This is a genomic window from Gordonia sp. NPDC003424 (assembly GCF_053588655.1).
Genome location: NZ_JBSFQJ010000011.1, coordinates 115,327 through 138,891, shown reverse-complemented (window position 1 = coordinate 138,891; position 23,565 = coordinate 115,327). Strand labels below are relative to the sequence as shown.

Sequence of the window (23,565 nt, the reverse complement as noted above, 5' to 3'; positions counted from 1 at the left end):
GGATGGCCATCGTCAATCGCGGTTTCGTCGGGCGCCGGGATCGCGATGCCGGGCGGTTGCCGCCGGGTCAGTACCGTACCTTCGATTTCCCGGTCCTGTCGGCCGAGGCGACCCCGACGATCGGGCTCGAGACGTGGCGGCTGACGATGCAGTCGTCGGATCATCGGGCGCACACGCTCTCCTGGGACGACTTCGCGGCACTCCCGCACGCCGAGGTGGTCACCGACATCCACTGCGTCACGAGATGGTCGAAGTTCGAGACCCGTTGGCGTGGAGTGTCTTTCGACACCCTGCTGGGCGTGTTGCCGTGGCCGGCGGACACCCATGTGATGGCGCATTGCCACGGCGGCTACACCACCAACCTCGCCGTCGCCGATCTCGTCGACGGCCGCGGATGGATCGTCGACACCTACGACGGCGAACCGCTGGCCGCCGAACACGGTGGCCCGGCCCGGCTGTTCGTGCCGCACCTCTATTTCTGGAAGAGCGCCAAGTGGATTCGGCGGCTGCGGTTCATGTCGGAGGACGTGCCGGGATTCTGGGAGACCCGCGGTTACCACATGCACGGCGACCCGTGGACCGAGCAGCGATACTCGTGAGGTGACCGACTGGCTCGTGACGACAGTGGTCTCGGTGGTCCGCCACACCGCGACCGCGCATTCGCTGCGTCTCGCACTGCCGGAACGTGTTTCGGCGGTCCCCGGACAACACGTCGACATCCGCCTGACCGCCGAGGACGGGTACTCCACCGCTCGCACGTACTCGCTGTCGGACGTCCGGGAGACCCGCACCTTCGAGGTGACGGTGGAGCGCGCCCTCGACGGCGAGGTCTCCCCGTATCTGGTCGATGTCGTCGAGGTGGGCGATCCGCTGGAGGTGAGCCGCCCGCACGGCGGGTGGTTCACCTGGGACGCAACCGATCCGCGCCCGGTGCAGTTGATCGGCGGCGGGTCCGGACTGGTCCCGCTCATGTCGATGATCCGCACTCGCGAGATCACCTCACCCACCACGCCGTTCTCGTTGATCTACTCGCTGCGGTCCCCGGACCGTCTGCTGTTCGCCGACGATCTGCGCCAGGTCGCCGAGCGTCATCGGCTGCCCACGCATCTGGCCTACACCCGCGAGGCGCCGCCGGGCGGCACCCGGCCACCGGGCCGGCTCTCCGACGACGAGATCGCCCGGTTGTCCCTTGCGGCGCACCGCGATCCGACGGTCTACATCTGCGGTCCGAACCGCTTCGTGGAGCACTGCGCGGCCGCGATGATCGCCGCCGGGCACGCACCGGACCGGGTGCGTACCGAACGCTTCGGCTGATTCGATACCGATCAGCCTGCGAGAATCTCCACGCGATGCGGAACGTGCGCCGGCTTGCACTGCGCGACGACGGCGTCGAGCCGTTGCCGGTCAACGGCATCCGGGTCGGGCACGCGCAGGGTGACGGTCACCTGCACGGCAGGCGCGTCGGAGACCCGGCCGGGCTCCGGCGAGGTGCTGACCCCACCGCTCTCGGTGATGTCCGGTTCCACACCGAATGCGGCGGTCACCGCGTCACGCATCCCGCGTGGTGTCCCCCGCCACCGCAGCAACTCAGCGCCGGCGGCGATCAGTTCACGCTTGCGGGCCGGGGCCTCGTGGCCCTCGAGGACCAGACCGATCCAGCCTGCCAGCCAGGACAGGGTGTCGTCGGGGGCGGTGGCCGGATCGAGGTATGCCGGAAACGAATCCAGCACCAGGAAGACCGGCGCGAGCATGTCGTCGAACGAGTGGCACAGGCCTTGCGCGACGTCGTCGTCGAGGTAGATCGACGGCAGCGTGGCGCCGATCGGTCGTGGACTCGCCACCCCGGGTATGTCGCCGCGCATTCAGATCACCCGCACCTGATGCTGATGGGTCAGGAACAATCCGTTCGCGGGCAGCGTCAGGCGGTCGGCGGCGGGACCTCGTCGTCCGGTGGCCGGGCTGACCGCGAACAGTTGCACCATGACCTCCTGGCCCAGGTCCACGCCCGGTATCGCCGCGAGCAGCGCGGTGATGTCGGGGACGCCGAGCGGTCGCCCGAGCGGCCAGCCGGCACCGGCCGGGCCGCCGGTGACCGGGTGGAGGAATCGATGCAGGCCGTCGAGAACCGACGCCTGGACGACCGCCTTGTCGAATCCGGGTGCGGCCGACACGCCGGCCACCACGGTGACGGAGACGTATTCGGGTGGTTCGACGATCAGCCGGGTCCCGACGAGGCGACGCTCGTCGAGGTAGCCGCGGATCGTCTCCAGGGTCTGCGTCTGCGGTGTGAGGTCTTCGCGCCGGATCTGACCGGCCCGGTCGGCCGCGACGTGCGGGATGAGCAGCAGGCGCACGACCCCTGGCGCGTCGTCGTCGGCCGGGAGGCACCCGACGCGCGCGATCTCCGGCGCGGCCTGACGGGTCAGCTCCTCGAAGTCCTCGGCGGTCACCGCCCGTCCGCGCGAACGCAGGACCATCGGTCCCCGGAGCTTGAGTTCGTCGACGGTCTCCGCGTCGGCGCCACCGACGGCCGCCACCCGGTTCTCGACGCGCGAGACGAACGGGACGCTGGTCTTGAGCACGCGCAGCTGACCGATACCGACATTCCCGATGGCGCCTCCGCCGATGCGGTAGCGGTCGACACCGATGACCGACCCCTTGGGCGGCACCGCCCCGAAGCAGCGGATCGTGCCGTCGGACTCCCGGACGGCCGGCCCGAAGGCGATCTCACCGGACACGGCATCGAGGTGGAAGACCTCGTCGCCGGCGGCGCATTCCGCGAAGTCGGCGACCGCACTCCACGTCGTCGACGTCGCCTCGTCGCTGACCGACACCGTCAGGTCGGCAGAAGGCACGACAGGCAGCTGGCGAAGCGGAAAACGCTGGGCGACAGCGCCATCGGAGATGCCCAGGACCTCGCCGCTGACCACCTGCGAGTGCGCCGCGGCCACCGTGCCGCCGATGGTCTGGGCGGTGAACGCCTCGATGTGCGGAGATCGCGAGTAGGTCGCCTGATTTGGCAAGGCCTCCACCACCCGGCATCGCAACCATGCACCGCGGTTGCCGGCGACGACCGCGGTGGTGTGACCGTCCGGGACGTGCACCACGACGTCGCCCGGTTCGTTGAATCCGCCGGTGTCGTCACGGTCGAGATCGCAGGCGACCCAGCCACTCTCGGTGAGCGCCTCCCACAGCAACGGCGGTCGACGCGGATCCACGCCGACCCCGGACACCCGACAGGTCATGCGCAGCAACACCGCACACGACGGCACCGGATTCGATAGTTCGACGAGCAGCGCATCCCCGGGCAACGGTTTCTCGCCGAAGCAATCGAAGCCGCCGCGCCCGAGCGAGATGGTCCGGTCCCGCGGGTCGGTGGAGGCGGGTGCGGCGAAGACCCGTTCGCTCCGGCACGGGATGATCGAGAGATCTCGTTCCGTCGAGAACACCACCGGTTCGGAGACATCCGTGCGTACCGTGCTCACCTCCGAGTCGGCGCGGACCTCGACGGTCTGCGGTTGCGGCGCCGACAACCAGAACGTCACGCGGGTGCGCGCGCTGGCCGCGGGGCGCATCTCGAGGCCGAGCAACTCCAGGAACTTGAGGTAGTGGCGGTCGGGCACACGGTTGAGTCGGTAGATCAACTGGTCGACCATGGTCGCGACGGCCTCGATCAGGGTGATGCCGGGATCGGAGATGTTGTGATCGCTCCACTGCGGGAATCGCTCACGCACCAGTCGCCGGGCGTCGTCGACGAGTTGCTGAAATCCTCGGTCGTCGAGGTTCGGTGTGGGCAGCATCGGTACTCACCTGCCTTCGGTTCGGGTGATCTGCGACGCGGAGCGGGTCGTGGTGCCCTCCTCGTCGGGTTCGTCGGGGATGACGTAGAACGGGAAGACGAGATTGCGGATGTCGTTGCGGCCGTGGATGCGATAGCGGACGTCGATGTGGAACGTGCCCGCGTCGGCCGCCTCGAAATCCACCAGGATGTCGTCGACGTCGATGCGCGGCTCCCAGTCCTCCAGCGCCTCGCGAACGTCCCGGGCGATCGCCGAGGCGGTCGCCGCCGTCGCCGGCGCGAACACATGATCATTGATGCGGCAACCGAATTCGGGGCGCATCGGCCGCTCGCCGGGTGAGGTGCGAAGAATGATCTCGATGGCCTGCGCGACGTCGACGTCGCCGCCGGCGAGCGCGAACGCACCCGTCGGATCGCTGGCGAGGGGGAACGCCCAGCCGCGCCCGATGAAGTCCGGTGGCGTGTACGACGATTCCATGATGGCCTGGCTCCCTTCACGATCCGATGAGCACGGTGGGTGCACCGGCGACGATCGGTGCGCCGCATGCGGACATGTCGCCCACCCGGGCGGCGGGCATCCCGCCGATCAGCACCGTCGGGCAGCCCGGCGGGACGATGACGGTCGGCGGGTGCACCGCCGGCGGCGGGAACGAGCAGATGTGCGGAGTGCCGACGGTGGCCGCCGGCATGCCACCGATCAGTACGGTCGGTACTCCCGGCGGACCGATGACGCCGGGGTGTGCGGTCGGGTCGCCGACCCGTGCGGCTGGTGGCATGTCGCGACTCCTCAGTTGAGTTTGATCGGGGTGCCCGACACGGTGAGTGGCCCGTTGGCGGTCAGTTCGGCGGTCGAGGTGGCGTCCACCGTGACCCGTGCGCCACGCAGCGCCAGTGGGCCGGTGCCGGCGTCGACGGTGATGCCGTTGGCGGCGGTGATCGACACCTTCCCCGTGCTGTGGACATCGACGCTGCGCCCGACCGCGTCGAGGGTGATGCTCAGGGCGTCGTCGCCGGTGGCGATCACGACGCCTTCGGTGCGGCCGTCCTGGTCGTTGAGGTCGAGCCGATGCCCGCGACGGGACACGATCGATCGGCGGTTGATCGCTCCGGAACCGCCGTCGACGATCTCGAGTCCCTTGGCATCCGGCGTGTCGACGCCGTTGAAGAGCCCGCCGAGGACGTACGGGTGGTCACCGTCGCCCTGTTCGAAGGCGACGAGGACCTCGTCGCCGACCTCCGGCAGGATGAGCGCCCCACGGTCCTTGCCGGCCCCCGGGTGAACCGTGCGCGCCCAGCCGCTGACGTAGTCGGCGGACAGTTGGGGGAACGAGAGTTTCACGCGTCCTTGGTTCTCCGGGTCGTGAACGTCGGTGACCTGCCCGAGGACGACACCACCCGCCGGCCGACCGGCCCCCGCCGGCCGACCGCCCGAGGTCAGGCCGAGCAGGCTTCGGTCGTGGGCCGCGGACACCCCGATCGCGGTGGTGTATCCCGTTGTCGCGTCGTAGATGTGGCGGGCGGAGGTGAGGACGAACTTGCCGTCGAACGGCTCTCCGAGCTTGGTGAGGGTGACCGCGACACCGGCGCGCAGCACCGGGTTGCCGGTGCACATCGCATCGATCTCCGCGTATCCACCGGCGATGGCCGATGATCGGGCGCGGGCGGCGGCGTCGGCCTCCGACTGGGAACGCACACCGTGATCACCGACGACGTGGGTGCGGTCGCCGAAGGTCTGCGCGAGCTGCGCGGGATCGACGCCCGCGGTCTGCGCGGCGGAGGTGGCGGGCTCGGCGGTGCCCACGATCGGCTGCTTGGTGGCGGTGTCCCATCCGCGGACCTCGACCTTGCCGACCTGTTCGGCCGCGGTGATCGTGCTGCGCAGCCGGACGATGTCGGTGCCGAACTCGAGCACCAGAGGGTTCTGCGGATCGTCGGCGGGTCCGCTCTGGGCGGCGGTCGGCGGCGCGAAGTCCAGCGCCCCGTCGTGCACCGAGACGTGGTAGCCGATGCCGCGGGCCAGCGCGGAGAGGAACTCCCAATCCGTTTGGCCGCGTTGGGAGATGTGGTCGTACACGGTGGCCGATGATTCGATGTGCCCGGGCGTCAGACCCGCCCGACGCGCGCACTGCGTGGCCGCGTCCGACGCGGTGACCTGTGTGTAGGACGCGGTGTGACGGCCCCGGAACAGCCTGTGCGACTGGTCGTATCCGCGGACCGTGGTGAATGTGCCGGTGGGTGAGAACTCGGCTTCGATGGCGGTGATCTCGCCGTCGAGAAGCGTGACGGGCGCCGGGCGCGCGTGGGTGGTGACGGCGATGGTGATCGGTCCTCCGACGCGCAGGCCACCGTCGCCGAGCACCTGCCGCGCGTTGTCGCGGAAGCGGAGGGTGAAGCTGTCCGGAAGTCCGGTGTGGGTGTCGACGTGTGCCGACACCAGTTGCAGGGCAACGGTGTCCGGGATGGCGCGGCCGGCGGCCGTGATGGTCAGGCCTGCGGTTGTCGGCATGGTCTCACCGTCCTGCCACCGAGGTCTCGGCGTGGATGTCGTCGATTCCGGGCAGGCGGATGACCGTCCCGGCCGGGATGCGCATCGGGTCGTCGATCCCGTTGAACTGCGCGATGGCACGCCAGTGCACGGGATTGCCGTATTCGCGATGCGCAAGCGTGGCCAGGGATTCGCCGGCGAGGAGCACATGCATGCGCCGGGCCGACGCGGCGCGCGAGGTCGGGTTCTGTCCGCCCTTGCCCCCCGGCATCTCCTCGATGTCGACGTTGCAGGTGGCCCGCAACGGTGTGCCGTCGGCGGCGAAGAGGGTGAACTTCGCGGTGACCTTGGTGATGAAGCCCGGAAAGCTGGTGAGGCCACCCCACTTGAACACCACCAACGGCGGCATGGCCTTTGGTGTGCCCGTGGTGGATTGGGTTGGTACGCAACATGACATCAACCGGTCGACGCCCTTGACCACCGCGCTGTCGTGCTTCGCGGTGGCGTCCAGGAACATCTCGAGCGACAGGGTGCACGGTTGCGCACCCATGAACTCGGCGGCCCCGGCCTTCGCGGCGTTCTTTGCTGGTTTGCTTTCCCATTTCGCCGCTTTGGTCATCGTCACCTCACGCGGATTGAACTGGAAGGCAATCGATCCGAGCTGGCCACCGGGTTTGGCACCGCCCGGCGCCTTGGTGGCCTCGAACAGTTCGAGTTCGGCGTGCACCACCTGCTCGGCGCTGCCCGTCGACGAGCCGGCGGACTGCGCGGACAACGCCACCGCGCTCATGACCGACCGCCCGCGCTGCCACGAATGCCGTGGTGGATCAGTTCGACCGTCTCGGTGGCCACCTTCGGCGACTCCAGGTTCAGCGACGGTCCCGTCCACCGGACCGGCAGCACTCCCTGCAGCGACCATTCGGCCACCGTGTCGCCGTTGCCGTTCTTGGCGGCGATCTTGGCGGTCGTCGGGGTGTACCCGCCGATGACCGCGCTGACCCACTCGGCGAGTTTGTAGCTGTCGCCGCAGACCGGGCGCGTGAGTTTGACGGTGGAGAACTTCACCCGGCTCGGCAGCTGCCACACCATGCCGTTGTTGCCGCCCTCTTCCCGCTGTTCCATCACGATCTCGAGTCCGAGGCCCTCGCAACTGAGGAAGTCGCCGAGCGGCGCGGAATCCACCGTGACGGAGAAACAGACGCTGACCGCGGGGTCGTCGGTGGTCATCGCGGTTCCCTTCTGTGCGTGGACGGGTGCATCGGTCAGTGGTCGGTGAGGATTCCGGCGCGTTCGCGATCGAGCCAGAGTTCAGCGCGCAGCCGTGCGGAGAGCGGCTCGTAGAGTCGGCGGGCCAGTTCTTCGAGATCGCCGTACGCGGGGGCGGCGTCATGCGCGCCGCTCGACGCTGCGCCGCCGCCCGGTGCCGGTGGGTGCGCCACGGCGTCGATCGCGTTGACGACGGGGGCGGCCGCATCGTGGGCGGCGGCGACGGCCTGGTGTGCCGCCGATTCGGCAGCACCACCGACGCTGTCGGGCGTCGGGATGTCCGGGACGCTCGGGAGGTGCGGGACGCTCGGCACACTCGGGATGTGCGGGACACTCGGCACACTCGGGATGTGCGGAACGCTCGGCACACTCGGGAGGTGCGGAACGCTCGGCACACTCGGGAGGTGCGGAACGCTCGGGACGCTCGGGAGGTGCGGGGCCTCGACGGGTAATCCCAGGCGTTGCACCGGCATCGGCACCGCGGTCTCCCCGGCCGACGGCTCCGAGGCGACCTGCGCCGATCCGACATGCGTTCCGGCGGGTGCCGTCGACCGCTGGACGGTTCGAGGTGGATGCGTGCCGACCGGTGCCGCGAACATCTCGGCGAAGCTCATCGGTGGTGGCGAGGTGACCACCGACGGCGACCCGGTTTGAGTCGAGGGCGGGTATCCCTCATCGTTGATACGTTGTGCCGCAATCGGTCTGCCGACGACTACGCGCGCGACCGGTGGCGGCGACGCCGTCGATCCCGGCGCGAGACCGGTTGCGGGCACCCTGGCGACAGTCGGAATCGAGGCCGCCGGCGGCCGGCTTGCCGGTGCGTGGGTCGCCGGTGGGTCCGGCTGAACCACGGCGTGCTGTGACACCGAACGCTGAGCGACCGGGCCGTGAGTCGGGGCATGCGGTGCGAGCGGTTCGCGGGCGATCGAGACAAGCGTTGTCGAACTCGGCGTGTTGGTCGTTGTGGCTGTGGCCGATTCATACGCAGCCGATCCCGGTGTCGCCGATCCCGTTGTCGCCGAACCCTCTTCGGCTGCGCGCTGTAACGGCGTCGAGGGTGGTGCCGTCGAAGGCTGCACCGTCAGGTGCGGCGCCGTTGAGTGCGGTGCCGTCGAACGCTGCACTGTCGAGGACAGCACCGTCGCGCTCTCCGCCGTCGAATGCTGCGCTGTCGAATACTGCGCCGCCGAATACTGCGCCGCCGAGCCTTGCGCTGTCGAGTGCTGCGCGGTCGAATGTGGTGCCGTCGACCTTTGCACCGTCGACCGCTGTACCGTCGACCGCTCCCCTGCCGAACGCTCCCCTGCCGAGCTCTGCACCGTCGGACGCTGCACCATCGAACGCTGCCCTGTCGAACGCTGCGCCGTCGGCTGCGAGAAAAGCTCTGGCAATGGACGACTGGTTGCGGATGCCGGCTCGGCCGGAGCGGTCACCGTCTGCACCGCCGCTGCCGTGGACTGCTGGGTGCCGCCATCATCTGGATGGCCTACACCGATCGACGGAATCGCCTGTCGGGCATCATCCATCGGCGTCACCGTCGGCAGCTCTGTCAGACGAGACAGCGACACCCGAGTGGGTGTCGTGACCAGAGACTGCGAATCGGTCGGCGGTGTGAAAGGTGCCGGCTCGCGGGGAAGATCTGGGAGACGCCGCGAGACCGGCACCGTCTGAGGGGCGACCCGTTGGGCCGTGACGTGCGCAGGGGACGTGTGCGTTCCGGTGTCGGCCTGGACTGGCCGGCCGGACGGCGCAGCGACTCGTTGCGCCGGTAGGGAGTTCAGTGTCGAACCGGGAGCGGATGATCTCGGTGGGATCGCCGACGGTGACGGGGTGTCGATCGTCGTCGCGGCCGGCGCGGTGGCGAGCATCGACTCGGTCGCTGTCATGGCGGACGAGGTCGGTTCGATGGCCGTCGTCGACGAATCCGCCTGTTGCTGCGGGACACTCGGCGCAGCGGAGTCGGCCGGCGCGGCATCGGCCGGCGTCGTCAGCCGCTGGATGTGTCGTTGCGACGGTGCGGGTGTCGATGCTCGTGCGGACGCCAAGATCGGCGTCGCCGACGGCGGGGCGGGCGACGTCGCGGTGAGCACGGGTGGTGCCGGTGGCGGATCGAGCAGCCGACCGACGGTGGCGGGCGGCGGCGGGTCGGTCGAGATGTCAAGTGCCCGTTGCAGCAGGGGTGGACTGTCGTGGTCCTCGATGGACGGGCCCAGCACGGGCAACACCGGCGTGCGCGGCGCCCCGGCATCCGGCGGCGCCACCGTGTTCACCACGGGAGCCCCTGACCACCGTTGGATTGTGTTGCCCACGTGCAGGATCGACGAGTCCGCCAGGGTTCTCGGATCGTCGTGGGCGGCGACGGTGGAGGCGAGCGATCGCATCACCACCGGGTTCGCGCCGGTGGTGAGCGCCGATCGCATGCGGTCGGTGGTGGCCACCGGTCCGTCGATCAGGAGTTGCACCGGCGCGACCGCCGGCGGTGTCGCCCACTGCCCGGGAGGCGTGGGCACCGCCGCCGGTGCGAGACCCGATGGCGCCGGCGTGGTGCTCACGTCGTCGCGGCGGCGTGTGAGGGGCCAACGCCATCGCATCCGATCGTCTCCTTTCGCTCCGGTGTCACGGGTCGGTCAGTTCGTTGATGAGCGCGACGTAGCGGAGCCGTTCCGCATGCTCGAGGTCGAGGAGGTCGTCGCGGCCCCAGTGAAAGTTCATGGCCACGTACGAGATCTCGCGGTAGAGCCGGTCGACCTCGTACGTCGCTATTCCCCCAGGCGCCCACCCGACAGGTCGACGGCGAACTCGCCGTTGCAGTGCGGGCAGATCACGCCGGCGCGGGTGTGGCCGTCCTGGTTGACGCGGCGGTACATGTCCTGCAGGAACGCCAGATCGGAGGCGAAGAGGTTCTCGATGGTGCCGGCGTGGACGCCGTCGAGGTCACCGAGACGGGTGACCACCCGGCTGATGAGAACGACCGACAGGTAGCCGGGGTTCTCCCGGACCCGGTCGTCGCGCTGGGACACCAATTCGTCTCGGGCAGTGGCCAATCGCATCGTGCCCTGACGGTGCACCGCGCCGGCCCCGTCGACGTAGCCGCGCGGGAGCACGAAGTCGAATTCCGTACGCATCGTCTCGGTGGGCGGTTCCGCCGGTACCCCGTCGGTTGGTCGGTCGTCGAGAAGCGTTGCGCCGTTGTGTGTTCTACGCACTATCGACCTCCAGGCGCTCGTAGGTGAGGACGAGCTTCTCGGTCAGGACGCTGGTGTCGCCGGCCTTCATGGTGTTGACCTCGAGGCTCTTCGGCCATGCGTTGGTGACCTTGTACCGCTTGACCGCGCTGCCCTCGTAGTCGTAGACGACGATGGCGCCGCCCTTACGCACATCGGCCATCTTGCCGAGCTGCGAATCCTTGATCCACTTGTCGAAACTGTTGTCGCCGGTGAGCGGTCGGGTCAGCGTCACCTCGCCGGCCTTCCATCGGCCGGGGAGCTTCTTGATCGCAAACTTGCCGTCGGCCGCGGTGTTCGACTTGTACTCGATGACGTCCTGCTCCATCTTGAGCCCGTTCACCTCGGTGATGGACTTGATCTGGATGCCGTCGAACTCCAGGCCGAAGGAGTGGCCGACGCTGCTGTCGAATTCTGGGAGTGCCATTGTGTCACATCGCTTTCACGGGTTGGGGCGGTCTGAGGTCATTCGGCGACGGCGCTGGAGCCACCCGAGTACTGGGACAGCCGGAAGATGACGAACTCGGCCGGCTTGACCGGTGCGACACCGATCTGGCAGACCACCTCACCGGCATCGATGCCTTCGGCCGGGTTCGTTTCCTCGTCGCACTTCACGTAGAACGCCTCGTCGGGGGTCGTCCCGAAGAGCGCTCCGCGCCGCCATTCGTTGGTGAGGAAGGCGCTGATGGTGCGTCGCAGCCGGGCCCACAGCGCCGGGTCGTTCGGCTCGAAGACCACCCAGTTGGTGCCGTCCAGGATCGATTCCTCGAGATAGTTGAAGAGGCGGCGGATGTTGAGGTAGCGCCACGCCGGATCGGAGGAGAGGGTGCGCGCACCCCACACGCGGATGCCGCGGCCGGGGAACGCGCGGATGCAGTTGATGCCCGCCGGATTCAGCAGGTCGTGCTCGTTGCGGGTGATCTGGGTCTCCAGTTCCACCGCACCGCGGACCACCTCGTTGGCCGGTGCTTTGTGCACGCCACGGGTGTCGTCGTTGCGGCCCCAGATGCCGGCCATGAATCCCGACGGCGGTAGGTACTCGCCCCTGCCGAGACCGACCCACGGCCAGTACATCGCCGCGTACTTCGAGTCGTAGTTCGTTGTCTCGGTGCGCCATTCCTTGACCTGCTGCGCGTTGAGGCCCGGTGGCGTGTCGAGAATGGCCATCCGATCGCCCATCAGCTCGCAGTGGGCGATCATCGCGAGCTGCACCCGCTTGACCGTGTCGAGGTCGATGGTCTTCTGCGAATATGCGGTCATCAGGTCGGGGATGGCGATCATCGTGATGTCGTCGACGGCTTCGAGCCCCGAGAATCCGGTGCGCGCTCCCACATCTCCGACGTAATCGCTGGCCGAGATGGTCGCCGGGATGTCGGCGACCGGCGGCGGCACGACCAGCGTGCCCGACTGTCCCTTGACGATCTCGTCGTTGGCGTGGCCGGTGATCGCCTCGATCTTGATGAGCTTCGACTCCGCGTTCACCACCGTCTTGACGTTGGCCTGCCCGCGTCCGGTCGCCAGACCGGTGTGTTGCTCGACCACCTCGTCGCCCCGCTTGACCACCACCTTGACGCTGCCGTCGGGCGCACCCTCGTCGGCCTCGGTGATGTCCACCGACAGGGAGCGGTCGGGCGTGGAGGCCTCCAGGGCAACGACTTTCACCGGACCCACCTCCGCTTGCGGTGGGGCGGCGGCGAGTTCCCGCGGGCCGCTGCCGTTGGTGCTGGGATCGGGTCCCTGCCCGATGCGGACGATGTAGCAGTTCCCGCCACCGTTCTGGAAGTAGGCGAACACCGACTGCGCGAGGGACGTGTTCGCCAGGAACCCCCCGAACGTGTTGGTGAACTGGGTCCAATTGGTGACCAGGGTGGGCTGGTCGAACGGCCCCTTCTCGGCGAGACCGACGAAGGCCGCGACCGCGGTGCCGACACCGGCGATGGGGCGGGAGCCCGAGTCCACCTCTTCGACGTAGACGCCGGGTGACAGATACGACGGCATGGGATGCTCCTCTGACTCGATGGGATGTGTCGATCATCGCGGGCGGATTCGTTGGTGGGTATGGGCATCCGGCCGGTCACCGGGGCAGAAGTCGGAGTCCTTTCGGGCAACGACGTCTGCAGTGCGCGCGATCACTGCAGTGGCGGCAGTCCCGTGGTGGGAGCCACGGTGGTCACCGGTCCCGTTGGACCGATGATGAAGAACGTGTCGCATTTCGGTGTGGCCGGCACTGCCACCTCACCGTTGTGCCCCTCACGCCAATCCGCCGGCAGCGGCTGCGGTTTCACCCCCGACAGCACGGTCCGGCCGAGCAGGCCACCGCTGAAGCCGAAGAAGGTCTGCGCCGACAACCAGGTCAGCACGCGCGCGTCGGGTGCGGCCTGCTGGCCCGGTCGGAACGGGCCCACCGACAGTCCCCGGCCGACAAAGCCGGCCTGGATCCGCACCACTTCCGACAGTTCGGGTACCGACATGCGACCCCAGTCGGTCCAGGTCTTCCCGCCCCAGTGGACGCAGTGGGCAACGAACACGATCAGGTCGATCGGCCAACCGTCGACGACGTTCTGCGGCACGGCCGCCGCGCCGGACCCACTGGTGAGGGCCTGCCATTCCGCATCCATCCACTGCTTTCGCATGACCGGATCGTCTGCGGTGTCGAGAAACGTGTTGATCAATCCGATGTCGGCGGCCAGCACCTCGAGAGCTTCCTTGCCGCGCTTGACGCTTCGTGTGGCCGGATCGACGGCCCACCACTCGCCTCTGACCAGTGCGACCCCGGCATCGCGCAGGACCGCGGTGACCGAGGCGCCGGCCTTCGCGAGGTTGTCCATGACCCGGGTGAGCAGTCCGGTCGCCGCGAATCCCGGCCCGAACGAGAACCGTGCGGTATCCCAGGTGTTGACCGAGGCCTGAGAGCCTTCGCCGACACCGAGTTCATGCCAGATCGCTTCGTTGACGCGCTTGCGCGCGTTGTCGGGCGAGTCGAGGCCGCCCGGACGGTCTGCCGCATGTGATGGACCCACGTAGATCTTCCCGCCCGGCACATGATCTTGTGGGCGTGGTTTCACCGTCCGCAACAGATGGCCCCGCGCGAGCGCCCGGTTCCGGGCGACGGCGTCGTACATCGCAGCGATGTAGCGGGGGTCACCGCGCATGTCCGCGACACTCACACCGGCGGGTGTCTGCTCCGGCGCGGCCAGCGGCGGGTGCCACTGCTGGCCGCTGGCCGTACGTGTGAGGATGTCGGGCCAGCTGCCGACATCGTTCATGGCCGCGAGTTCGATGCGCTGATCGTCGGGAAGTCCTGCGGCATCACGAAACTCGCCGGTGACGGCCGACGCGGCGGCCACCAGTCGGGAGTTCTCGCGGAACTCCGCGGAGGCGACGATCGCGCCGTACGACGTGATGTCTCTCCGCATCACCTTCAGGGTGTCCACGATGTCACGCACCCAGAGGCCCGCGAGGGATGACCGGATCAGCCCGAAGTCGCCGAGCGACGCGGGACCGGCGAGCAACGACGACATGGTGACGGGGTCTCCCGGCCAGCGGATCAGGTGGCTCGTCCCAGCGGCGGTCGACTGGTCGGTGCGTTGGGCAACCCACGAACCGATCGCACGATTGCCGGCCGACCACGGCAGGTGGTGGCCGACGACAGAACCGGCCGCTGACAGGGCAGCCTTCGATGGTGGCCGTCGCGGGACCATCGACGTGGCGATATCGTCGGCCTGAGAGCCGGTTTCACGCATCACCGGGTCAGTATCGCGTCGGCCGTGTGGAACCGGGGAGCACTGCCGCGCAGACCAGGGTGCAGACTTGTGTGCCCGATGTGTCGCACGAAGCGAGAAACCGCTCGCCCTTTCGGGAAGCAGCAGCCGGACACGTGGCGATCGCGGGGTCCCGCCGGGGTCGGGCAGCGGTCGAGGGTTCGTCGACCTGAGTTCGGCACCAACCGTCCTCGCCGTGCCCGAAGAGGCAATCGTGCGTACCCGATCGACAATCGATTGCCCGCCAACCAGATGGAATCATCGAGAGTGCCACCCGGCCCCATACGTCACGCCCGGCGAGGACAGGACATGAACGAGATCACCTGCGAGGCTTGCGGAGCCGCGAATCCGCCGGGAACCCAGTTCTGCACCGAGTGCGACGCGTACCTGACATGGTCCAAGCCGGCCGCCCAGCCATCTCCCGGCACCGCCCCGTCGGCTTCGCCCTCGGCCACCGTGGCGACCGCCCCGACTCGGGCGACCGCCGCGGAGATGGGCAAAGTGATCGCACCCACCGTCGAGATCACCCATCCCGCAGTCACTCTCGATCCCGCCGCGCAGATCGCGGTCGAGATGCTGATGCTCAATCCCTCGTCCATCGTCGACGGCTACGCCGTGGAGATCCCGGAAGCCCCGTCCTGGCTCACCGTGCACCACGACGAGCTGCGCCTGCTCCCCAAGACCGATTCGACCATCACCCTGTCCGTCGGGATCGCCGATGGCCCGTTGCCGCCGGCGGGGACGACCGCGGTGAAACTCCTCGTCCGCTCGCTCACCGACCCGGCCAAGACGACGTCGGCCCAGATCGAGGTGACGGTGCCCCGGATCGGCGCGCCGGTCACGATCACCGCGCGCCCGACCGTGGTCCGCCTGACCGACACCACGGACGGCACCGTCCAACTGTCCCTGGACAATTCGGCCAGCAACTATCCGCAGCCGGTGTCGTTGTCGGCGTCGGACACCGAAGGGGTCGTGCAGTTCTCGATGTCGCCGGACCGGGCGACCATCCCGGCGGGGGAAACCAGCGCCGCGACCATGACATTCCGTTGTCCCGGCATAGGTTTCGGCGACGAGTGCACGCGGATGATCACCGTGGTCGCACACAGCGGCGACGACAAGACCGAGGCCTCGGTGACCGTGAACCAGTCACGCTCCGAGGCGCCGGCCCACGTACCGATCAAGCTCCGCCTCGAGCCGAGCGTCAGCCGGGTCCAGGACTTCACCATGGCCGATCTGACCTTCGTCGTGGACAACCGGCGCGGCAACGAGGACCGCACGCTCACCGTCGGCGGACGAGATCCGGAGGGCAGGGTCACCTTCACCTTCCCCACCTCGCAGGTGCACGTTCCGGCGGGCCAGATCACCGCCCTCCCGGTCACGGTCGCGGCCGCCGGCCCCGCGGAGGGAGCCGAGGTGTCGTACCCGTTCTCGATCATCGCCACCGACGAACTCGACGAGGTCGAGGCGAGCGGGACGCTGACCCTGTTGTCGTCGGCGCCCGCGATCACCACCGCCACACTGCGATTGCATCCCAGCAAGATCTCGGTGCGAAACTCGTCGCGTGGGCGGACCGCGGTGATCGTCGACAACACCGGCTCCGACCGATGGCTCAAGGTCCACCTGGCGGCCTCCGATCCTGAAGCCGCCGTTCGGATATCGATCAACCCGCCCACCGTGGACGTACCGCCCCGGCAGTCCGTGTGGGCCGAGGCGACGGTCGCGGCCGATCCGCCCGATCCGGGTGATACCAGCGAACGTCCGATCTCGTTCGTGGCGACCGACGGTCGCGCCACCATGACCTGCGACGGCAGCTTCGCCCAACGCACATCCGACTGGATGCCGATCGCGCGGGTCGTGCTCACCCTCCTCGGCGCCGCCCTCGCCGCGATCGGCGCCTTCAAGCCCTGGACGGCAAAGCAATTCGACTACTACGTGATGCAACTCGGTGCGCAGGTGCCCGAGGACGCCGACAAGGTGGTGTTCCAGACCCAGCCCGCCGCCCGGCTGGCGATCCTGGTGCTCGCCGGGGCGATGGCACTCGGGGTGTTCGCCAAGACCGGGAAGCCCACGCAGACCGCGGCGCTCGCGATGGTGGCCGCCTTGGTCGGGTACATGGTGTTTCTCGTCGTCAACCATCACGTCGGGATCGGCGGGCCGATGTACGGCGCGATCATGGTCGGCGTGGGCGCAGCGCTCGGCTTCCTAGGCGGACTGTGCATCCGAAAGCGTTGAGGGAGGCGCGAACTCCGTCCCGATCAGTCGGCCCAGCTTGCGGTACTCCTGCTCGACGCCGCGGATCAGATCCACGGTGGTGATCATTCGGCCCGACGCCGCCGCACGGTAGGCGGCGGTGACCGAGGCCGACCGGATGTTCCCGCCCGACAGCACGAAGGTCCGTGCGCAGTGATCCACGTCGATGTCGCGATCGCACGGCACGGGAGGCGCCAGGCACCGGTGCCAGAGGTCTCGCCGGGCGGCCTCGTCGGGCCGCGGGAACTCGACGACGGCGTCGAGTCGACGGGTGAACGCCTCGTCCAGATTCGAGCGCAGGTTCGTCGTCAGGATCGCCAGTCCGTCGAAGGCTTCCATCCGTTGCAGAAGGTACGCGGTCTCCACATTCGCGTACCGATCGTGCGCGTCGCGCACCTCGCTTCGCTTGCCGAACAACGCATCCGCCTCGTCGAACACGAGAACGGCGTTCACCAACTCGGCCTCGTCGAAGATCCGGTCCAGGTTCTTCTCCGTCTCCCCCACCCACTTCGACACCACCGATGACAGGCTGACGGTGTACATCTCGAGTCCCAGGTCACCGGCGAGTACCTCGGCGGCCATCGTCTTCCCGGTCCCCGACTCCCCCGCGAACAGCCCGATCACGCCGTGTCCGCGGCCGCCACCGCGCCGCATCCGCCACTCCCCGAGCACCTGCTCGCGATGCCGTGCGCGGGCCGCCAGATCGGCGAGCACCTCGACGGTGGATGACGGCAGCACCAGGTCCGCCCAGTTCACGCGTGGGGTGACCCGACGCGCCAGTCGTTCCAGCCCGGCGGAGTTGAGCATCCGCACTCCGTCGCGGACGTGACCCGCGGACAGCACCGCCCCCTCGGCGGCGGCCGCGGCCCGGGCCGTCTCAACCGCACGACGGATCTGCCTCGGCGCCAACGTGACTGCGGCGACATCGTCGGCCGCGAGTGCGCGACCCTGGTCGCCGAGGTGATCACGCCACAGGATGATCCGCTCCCGATCCGACATCCGCACGGCGTCGAGCTGCACCGGCAGGCGGTCGGCGATCTCGGGTTGCCAGAGTGCATGACCGGTCGTCACCACCGGCTGCGGTCCGTCGAACAGACGGTCCCCGCCGACGCCGAGATCCAGGGCATCGATGTGTTCGACGACGACGACCGCGTCGGTGAGCACGGATTCGCGTCGGAGCACCCCGAGAATGTGTGCGGTGGCGTCCGTGGCGATGCGTCGCGCATCGACCACCAACGGCCTCCGTCCGACGGAATCGATTGCGGCGACCGCGGCGGCCACGCCGATTCCGTTGTCCTGCTGGCGGATATGGACGAGCCCACAGCCACTGGCGAACGCCGCGGCAACTCGGTGCGCGGTCTCGCCGGGATACGCGTCGGGGGACGACAGCGCGTCGCCCAGCTCGGCGGGCGGGGTGTCTCCGCCGAGCAGATGGTCGACGACCCGGTCCGGCACCCGGATGGTGCGGGAGAGGAACGGACGGTCGGTGTCCTCGATCCGCACCAGCCCGAGCTCCACCAGCGGGCCCGTCGGCGCCATGCGCGCCCGGGCATCCGCCGCCCAGGTCGACATCCCGGCCAGGGCCAGCGCGAGGGCCGGCGTCGCGCGACGTCGGGAGACGTCGTCGTTGAGGTAGCCGTACAACCGCTCCCATCGTCCGTCGACCTCCGGCAGCATCGCGATCACCAGGATCTCGACGTCGAGATCGGACAGGCTCGCGCTCCGGGCCAACCGGCGCAGGCGAATTTCTCCCCCGTCCGCTTCCGCGGCGTCTGCCGCCTCTTCGATCTCGCCTCGCCGCGCATCGGGAGTCGCCGCCGGGTCCGCGGTCGGCGCCAGGAGCGAATCCACCGTCGCCTCGCCGACGTACAGACCCCGGAACGGGTCGTCGGGCGTCGGATCCACACTTCGACGGTGCGCCACGACCTCCCGAATCCGGCTCTCCACCAACTCCGTCCGCGCACGGTGATACCGGAGATTCGGTGTCATGAGCGCACCTCGCCGGCGGTGTCCTCCTCGATCCGGTGTCCGCGCCGGACCTCGAACGGTGTTTCTGCTGCGCCGGTCATGTCCTGGGTGGCGACCACCATCGGGCGCCGCACGGGCGGACCGACCGGGATCGGCCGGGCGACCGGCAGCGGCGCCGAGACCACCACGTCCAGTGACGGTTTCAGTTCACCGCCGAGCGCACTCCAGACGTCGGCGAACGAACGGTCCTCGGCCGGCGGCAGCGCCACGGTCATCGGAACGGGCAGACCCACATCCCGGAGACCGGGGCCGAGCCGCTCCGGCGGAATGGCCTGGTAGGTGACGAGACTCTGCAGCAGACGGGACAACAAGCCGTGCTCGTCCTCGGGTCGCTGGGTCCAGGCGGCGACCAGATACGACAGCCGGAAGTATCGAGGAGGACGGTGGCGGAAGCGGATTCGGTCTCCGTCGTACTCGTTGACGAAGCCGCTCTCCCGCCGTCGGACATCCTCGCGGATGTCGTAGAGGTAGGCGCAGATCGTGGGGCCGGTCCGTTTGGCCGCCCACTCCTTGGTGGGTGCGTCGAAGGCGACGTCGACGTCCGAACCACTCAGTGCATCGTCGGTCACGATCGTCCGCAACGCGGCATCGATGTCGGCGATCACGTCAGATGAGCCCTTCGCGAAGTGCGTAGGCCACCGCGTGCGACCGATTCCGCAGCTGCAATCTGGTGGTGACGTCGTGCAGGATGTTCTTCACGGTGCGTTCGCTGTAGGACAGTTGCTTGGCGATGCCGGCGGTGTCGAATCCCTCGGATACCAAACGGAGAACGTCGATCTCGCGGTCGGTGAGGCCGGAGAAGTGGATTCCGCGGGGTGAGAGGACCTGCCGCTGGAGGCGCCCGACCTGACCCAGCAGACTCCCGACCAGGTCGGTCGGGACGACCCCGCCGCCGTCGGCGACCTTGCGGATCTGCCGGGCGAGGGTTTCGGCCGTCGCGTCACACCGACGGACGAGGCCGCTGACCCCGGCTTCGGCGGCAGCCACGACGACGGCTTCGTCGATATCGCCGAGGATCAGCATCGTGCGTGGAACCCCGTTGCGCTGCAACGCTTTGAGATTGCAGCGCACCGCGTCGTCGAGATGATCGGCCACCACCACGGCCACCTCGGCGGTGTCGATGGCGGCGTCCCCGACCACCCTTATCTCCGGGTGCATGGACAACTGACTGGTGACCCCGGCCTGCAGGACCGGATCGTTCGAATATATGTAGGTGGCGATCTTGCGTTGCATGATGACTGTCTCCCAACGTTTCTCATGCCTGATGGTTCTGATTTCCGGCTATTCCTGAGCCTTTCCGCACCGGCCACAGAACGCCTGGCCCGGCGGGAGCTCGAAACCGCAGTTGTTGCACCGGCGAGGGGCACCGGCCGGCGGACCCGACGGCGGCGCGCCGTAGGGGACGGTCGGGGTGGCCCCGGCCTGCGCGGGAGCCGGTGGCCTGACCGATCCGGCGGGCACCGCGTCCACCGGCATGCCGGCCGCCGCACCCTTGCCGCGGTGGGTGTAGAAGTAGTAGCCCACACCGCCGATGACGGCGAGCCCGACCAGCGCACCGGCACCGGCGAGGACCCAGCCCGGCATCGATGCACCGCCGGACGGGGTGGCGGCGGCCACCGCCTGCTTGTTGGCCGCGTCGGTGCGCTTCACGGCGGCGGTCGGATAGGTCGGCGACAGGTTCAGCGCCTGATCGAACCCCTGCACCGCGGCGCCGTAGTCGCCCTGGAAGTAGGCGCCGAGCGCCTGCCGGTAGGCGGTGTCGGCGGGCGACAGTGCTGAGGTCACGCCGTTGTTCTTCATCATCTCCTGGAGTTCGCTCACCGCGGAGGAGTAGTTGAAGTTGCTGTTCAGCTGGGTGGTGAAACTGTTGATCCCGACGACCTTTCCGGCGTCGTCGATGGTGGGACCACCGCTCATGCCCGGCACCATCGCAGCGCTCACCTCGATCACCGGAGCGGCCCCGGCGGTGGTCAGGGCACTGACGGTGCCGCTCTTCAAGGTGGGTTCGAGCGACGGGTCCGGATGCCAGGACGTATCCGACGAGTCGGTCGGACCCGGATATCCGACCGCCTGAATCCCAGCGCCGACCTGCGAAGCGGCCGTCGACAGTTGCGACGAGGGCAGATTCGCGGCCGAGACCTTGAGCAGGGCGACGTCACCCTGCCCTTCGGGATGGACATCGACCACCCGCGCCGGGGTCGTCTTGAGCCCGGCCCCGATCACCGACACCGTCATACCGGTCTGCTCGATCTGGTCGAGGATCGCGTTGCTCGTCTCGGAGGTCGAGCTCATCTCGCTCTTCATGACGTGCTCGGGGTCGACACAGTGGCCGGCGGTCGCGATGTACCCGTCCGGGTTGACGACGAATCCCGTGCAGTGCGATGTCGTCCCGTCGGGCAGTGCGCTCGTCACATATACGACGGCGGGCCGGATGTAGGCTGCCGCTTGGGTTTCCGGGGACACCTGAGGTGGAGCCGCCGCCGCCGGAGCGGTCCACAGTGTGCCGGCGGCCAGCGTGCCCGCGGCACCGATGATCGCGCCGAGGCGGATCACACCGCGTCTCGTGAGGAGTGTGCTTGGTCCCATGATCTTCCTTGTCTCCCTGTCTCCGTGATCAGCCCGCGGGTACCTCGGTTGTTGTCGTCGTGATCGCGTCGCCTGCTTCGGATTGGTCACCGGACAACGAGTTCTGTTGCCCGCCCTGCCCGACGGCCCCGTCGGGCTCCTGCGCCGGTGCACCTCCGGAACCGGATTGGTCGCCGGTGTCCCCGCTGCCGCCGGTGTCCCCGCTGCCGCCGGTGCCGCCGTCGGGGCCGGACTGTTCGCCGTCGGCAGGGGCACTCGGCGGAACGGACTCCACCGAGGCGTCTCCGCCGACCGGCGACCCACCCGGCAGAACGGGCTCGGAGCTCGACGACTCGCTGCTCGATTCCGAACTGCTCGATTCCGAACTGCTCGACGACTCACTGCTCGATTCCGAGCTGCCCGACGACGAGCTGCTCGAGGAGCTCGAGGAGCTCGGGGGCGGCGCCGATACCTTTCCGGCCGGCGCCGAGGACCAGTGCGGGTCGTTCCCACTGGCCGAATAATTCAGGGCGACAACACTTCCGGTCGCAAAGTTAGGCCACGGGGTTCCCGCGTAGGTGATCGCATCGTCACCGACACCGCTCGGCGAGAGCGGGCTTCCGCTCGCGCACCGTACCCGGGGTACCCAGTCCGTATCGACGAGCACCGCCGTGCCGGCCTGGAGCACCGCGGGGATCTCGGTGGCATGGCCGGATTCGAATCCGTGATCGGTGACCATGATGTCGCGCAGGACGACGACGGGGCGCAACTCGCTCACGTAACCGCGGACGTCGTCGACGCCGAGCACCTGCTGCCAGACAGTCGACTTGGCAGGTTCGCTCTCGAGAAAGTCGATGAGCTTGACGCGGTCGCAGACGTCCCGCTGCGTGGAACCGCCATAGATACCGACCTGCGTACCGTCCGCGCCGGCCACCTGCCCGGCACCGCCGGTGGTGGTCGCATCCAGGGTCGTCACGCTGGACAGGTCCACCGGCTGGGCCACCGACCCGGTCCACGGCGACTGCCCCTGCGCGGCTGCCGCCTCGAGCAGGACCGGGGTCGACTGGGTCTGGGGCTCAACGTCTTTCGAGCACCCGGCGACGACGATGATGCCAACCGCCGCGAATGCCAGAGCTGTCTTAACCGTGGCGATCGCACGACGCCGTTCTGCAGTCATGCAGCCATGCTGTCCCGCACCACCGCGCGAAACGCGGGTAGAGGGCTACCCCTTTCCCGGCACCGCAACACCCGATCGGGGCCGCACGATACGCGAATGGGCCCGGGAACTACCTGTACCCGTCCGTACGCCTACCCCGCCGAACCGGGCCCCACGTCGGCACCCGGCCCGGTGCGTCGTTCGGTCAGAAGACCGCCGACCGCAACGCGATCTCGCTGGCCAGCGCCGCGGACGCATTCTGCGGCACCCAGTGATCGATGCCGGGCAGCTCGCAGAACCGGTACTCGGAGTAGCAGTAACGGCTACTGCCGGCGGCCTGCTCACGTCCCATGGTCGGATCGGAATCGCCCCACACCATCGTGGTGGGAATCTCCACCGGCGGGCACGACATGGTCTTGGCGATCTCGCCGGTGAAGTTGGCGCGATACCAGTTGAGTGCCGCGGTCATCGCCCCCGGCTTGGTGAGCGGGACGATCTCCTCGGCGGTCACCCCCGCGTCACGCAGCAGCGCCCCTTTGCGGGCGAGGAGTGTCTTCTCTGCCCCGTCGGCGACGAAATCCTTGATGTAGGAGGACCGTTCGCGCTGGTCGCTGGTCGCCAGCGCGTCGCGTGTCGACGACGGATGCCCGACGCTCACCGCGACATACCCGGTGAACCTGTCGGGATGCTTGGCGGCGAGATGCCAGCCGACGATCGCACCCCAGTCGTGGCCGACGAGCAGCGCGTACTGGACACCCAGTCCGTCGAGGACGCCGAGAGCGTCGGTGACCAGGTTCTCGAGCCGATAGTCCTCCACGGCGTCCGGCCGTGCGCCCGCCGAGTAGCCTCGCTGATTGAAAACCACTGTCCGCAGACCACTTTCGTGCAAGCGGGGCACGACGTCGGAGTAGCACGACCCATTGACCGGGAACCCGTGGAGCAGCAGTACCCACTTGCCGCCGTCGGGTCCACCGATCTCCACGTCAAAAGCGAGTTCCCCAACCCTGACCGTACGCTGTTCGGTATCCACC

Annotated in this window: 22 protein-coding genes; 3 read left to right on the top strand and 19 right to left on the bottom strand. The window is 68.7% G+C overall.

The annotated features are described in order from the left end of the window. Nucleotides 1–2: 2 nt before the first annotated feature. Both ACWDTI_RS17270 and ACWDTI_RS17265 read left to right on the top strand, forming a co-directional pair. The gene (locus ACWDTI_RS17270; protein ID WP_449739326.1) at nt 3–599 is read left to right on the top strand and encodes a sulfite oxidase-like oxidoreductase; all 597 of its coding nucleotides are present in this window, start codon (nt 3–5) and stop codon (nt 597–599) included. A gap of 1 nt (nt 600) precedes the next feature. Then, entirely contained in the window at nt 601–1,314 is a 714-nt protein-coding gene (locus ACWDTI_RS17265; protein ID WP_449739325.1) for an FAD-binding oxidoreductase, read from the top strand. Between the two features lie 11 nt (nt 1,315–1,325). Here ACWDTI_RS17265 and ACWDTI_RS17260 read toward each other — a convergent pair whose 3' ends face one another. The 13 genes from ACWDTI_RS17260 to ACWDTI_RS17200 all read right to left on the bottom strand — a co-directional run bounded on the left by ACWDTI_RS17260 (nt 1,326) and on the right by ACWDTI_RS17200 (nt 14,520). Beyond that, complete coding sequence (locus ACWDTI_RS17260) at nt 1,326–1,862, bottom strand: phage tail protein (protein WP_449739324.1); 537 nt, start codon at nt 1,860–1,862, stop codon at nt 1,326–1,328. Further along, nucleotides 1,863–3,800, bottom strand: a complete 1,938-nt coding sequence (locus ACWDTI_RS17255) for a putative baseplate assembly protein (RefSeq protein ID WP_449739323.1) — start codon at nt 3,798–3,800, stop codon at nt 1,863–1,865. 6 nt (nt 3,801–3,806) lie between these two features. Beyond that, nucleotides 3,807–4,277 carry a GPW/gp25 family protein gene (locus ACWDTI_RS17250; RefSeq protein WP_449739322.1) on the bottom strand — a complete coding sequence of 157 codons (471 nt, stop codon included), beginning with the start codon at nt 4,275–4,277 and terminating at the stop codon, nt 3,807–3,809. Nucleotides 4,278–4,293: 16 nt separating this feature from the next. Further along, nucleotides 4,294–4,575, bottom strand: coding sequence for a PAAR domain-containing protein (locus tag ACWDTI_RS17245; RefSeq protein WP_449739321.1), 282 nt, complete (start codon nt 4,573–4,575; stop codon nt 4,294–4,296). Nucleotides 4,576–4,586: 11 nt separating this feature from the next. After that, nucleotides 4,587–6,305: a VgrG-related protein gene (locus ACWDTI_RS17240; RefSeq protein ID WP_449739320.1), complete on the bottom strand. Its 1,719-nt coding sequence runs from the start codon at nt 6,303–6,305 to the stop codon at nt 4,587–4,589. Between the two features lie 4 nt (nt 6,306–6,309). Continuing rightward, entirely contained in the window at nt 6,310–7,074 is a 765-nt protein-coding gene (locus ACWDTI_RS17235; protein ID WP_449739319.1) for a CIS tube protein, read from the bottom strand. Then, nucleotides 7,071–7,511, bottom strand: a complete 441-nt coding sequence (locus ACWDTI_RS17230; RefSeq protein WP_449739318.1) for a phage tail protein — start codon at nt 7,509–7,511, stop codon at nt 7,071–7,073. The genes ACWDTI_RS17235 and ACWDTI_RS17230 overlap by 4 nt, the downstream gene beginning before the upstream one ends. Nucleotides 7,512–7,546: 35 nt before the next feature. After that, the gene (locus tag ACWDTI_RS17225; RefSeq protein WP_449739317.1) at nt 7,547–10,141 is read right to left on the bottom strand and encodes a hypothetical protein; all 2,595 of its coding nucleotides are present in this window, start codon (nt 10,139–10,141) and stop codon (nt 7,547–7,549) included. A 25-nt stretch (nt 10,142–10,166) separates the two neighbouring features. Then, nucleotides 10,167–10,313 carry a DUF6760 family protein gene (locus ACWDTI_RS17220; RefSeq protein WP_449739381.1) on the bottom strand — a complete coding sequence of 49 codons (147 nt, stop codon included), beginning with the start codon at nt 10,311–10,313 and terminating at the stop codon, nt 10,167–10,169. Next, complete coding sequence (locus ACWDTI_RS17215) at nt 10,310–10,675, bottom strand: hypothetical protein (RefSeq protein WP_449739316.1); 366 nt, start codon at nt 10,673–10,675, stop codon at nt 10,310–10,312. Before ACWDTI_RS17215 ends, ACWDTI_RS17220 begins: the two co-directional genes overlap by 4 nt. A gap of 73 nt (nt 10,676–10,748) precedes the next feature. After that, nucleotides 10,749–11,201 (bottom strand): phage tail protein, encoded by a 453-nt coding sequence (locus ACWDTI_RS17210; protein WP_449739315.1) that lies wholly within the window; start codon nt 11,199–11,201, stop codon nt 10,749–10,751. A 38-nt stretch (nt 11,202–11,239) separates the two neighbouring features. Then, nucleotides 11,240–12,772 carry a phage tail sheath family protein gene (locus tag ACWDTI_RS17205; RefSeq protein WP_449739314.1) on the bottom strand — a complete coding sequence of 511 codons (1,533 nt, stop codon included), beginning with the start codon at nt 12,770–12,772 and terminating at the stop codon, nt 11,240–11,242. Between the two features lie 131 nt (nt 12,773–12,903). Beyond that, nucleotides 12,904–14,520: a hypothetical protein gene (locus ACWDTI_RS17200; protein ID WP_449739313.1), complete on the bottom strand. Its 1,617-nt coding sequence runs from the start codon at nt 14,518–14,520 to the stop codon at nt 12,904–12,906. 324 nt (nt 14,521–14,844) lie between these two features. Between ACWDTI_RS17200 and ACWDTI_RS17195 the strand changes: the two genes are divergently transcribed. Beyond that, the gene (locus ACWDTI_RS17195; RefSeq protein ID WP_449739312.1) at nt 14,845–16,767 is read left to right on the top strand and encodes a hypothetical protein; all 1,923 of its coding nucleotides are present in this window, start codon (nt 14,845–14,847) and stop codon (nt 16,765–16,767) included. Here the strand turns inward: ACWDTI_RS17195 and ACWDTI_RS17190 are convergent. From ACWDTI_RS17190 to ACWDTI_RS17165, 6 genes are all read right to left on the bottom strand, one after another. Continuing rightward, entirely contained in the window at nt 16,738–18,774 is a 2,037-nt protein-coding gene (locus ACWDTI_RS17190; RefSeq protein ID WP_449739311.1) for an ATP-binding protein, read from the bottom strand. The genes ACWDTI_RS17195 and ACWDTI_RS17190 overlap by 30 nt on opposite strands. Next, nucleotides 18,771–19,418: a DUF4255 domain-containing protein gene (locus ACWDTI_RS17185; RefSeq protein ID WP_449739310.1), complete on the bottom strand. Its 648-nt coding sequence runs from the start codon at nt 19,416–19,418 to the stop codon at nt 18,771–18,773. Before ACWDTI_RS17185 ends, ACWDTI_RS17190 begins: the two co-directional genes overlap by 4 nt. Before the next feature lies 1 nt (nt 19,419). Beyond that, a complete protein-coding gene (locus ACWDTI_RS17180; protein WP_449739309.1) occupies nt 19,420–20,046 on the bottom strand; it encodes a LuxR C-terminal-related transcriptional regulator in 627 nt (208 codons plus the stop codon). A gap of 48 nt (nt 20,047–20,094) precedes the next feature. After that, a complete protein-coding gene (locus ACWDTI_RS17175) occupies nt 20,095–21,399 on the bottom strand; it encodes a trypsin-like peptidase domain-containing protein (protein ID WP_449739308.1) in 1,305 nt (434 codons plus the stop codon). 28 nt (nt 21,400–21,427) lie between these two features. Next, nucleotides 21,428–22,555: a DUF6777 domain-containing protein gene (locus ACWDTI_RS17170; protein ID WP_449739307.1), complete on the bottom strand. Its 1,128-nt coding sequence runs from the start codon at nt 22,553–22,555 to the stop codon at nt 21,428–21,430. A gap of 184 nt (nt 22,556–22,739) precedes the next feature. Then, a complete protein-coding gene (locus ACWDTI_RS17165) occupies nt 22,740–23,564 on the bottom strand; it encodes an alpha/beta fold hydrolase (protein WP_449739306.1) in 825 nt (274 codons plus the stop codon). Between the last annotated feature and the right edge of the window lies 1 nt (nt 23,565).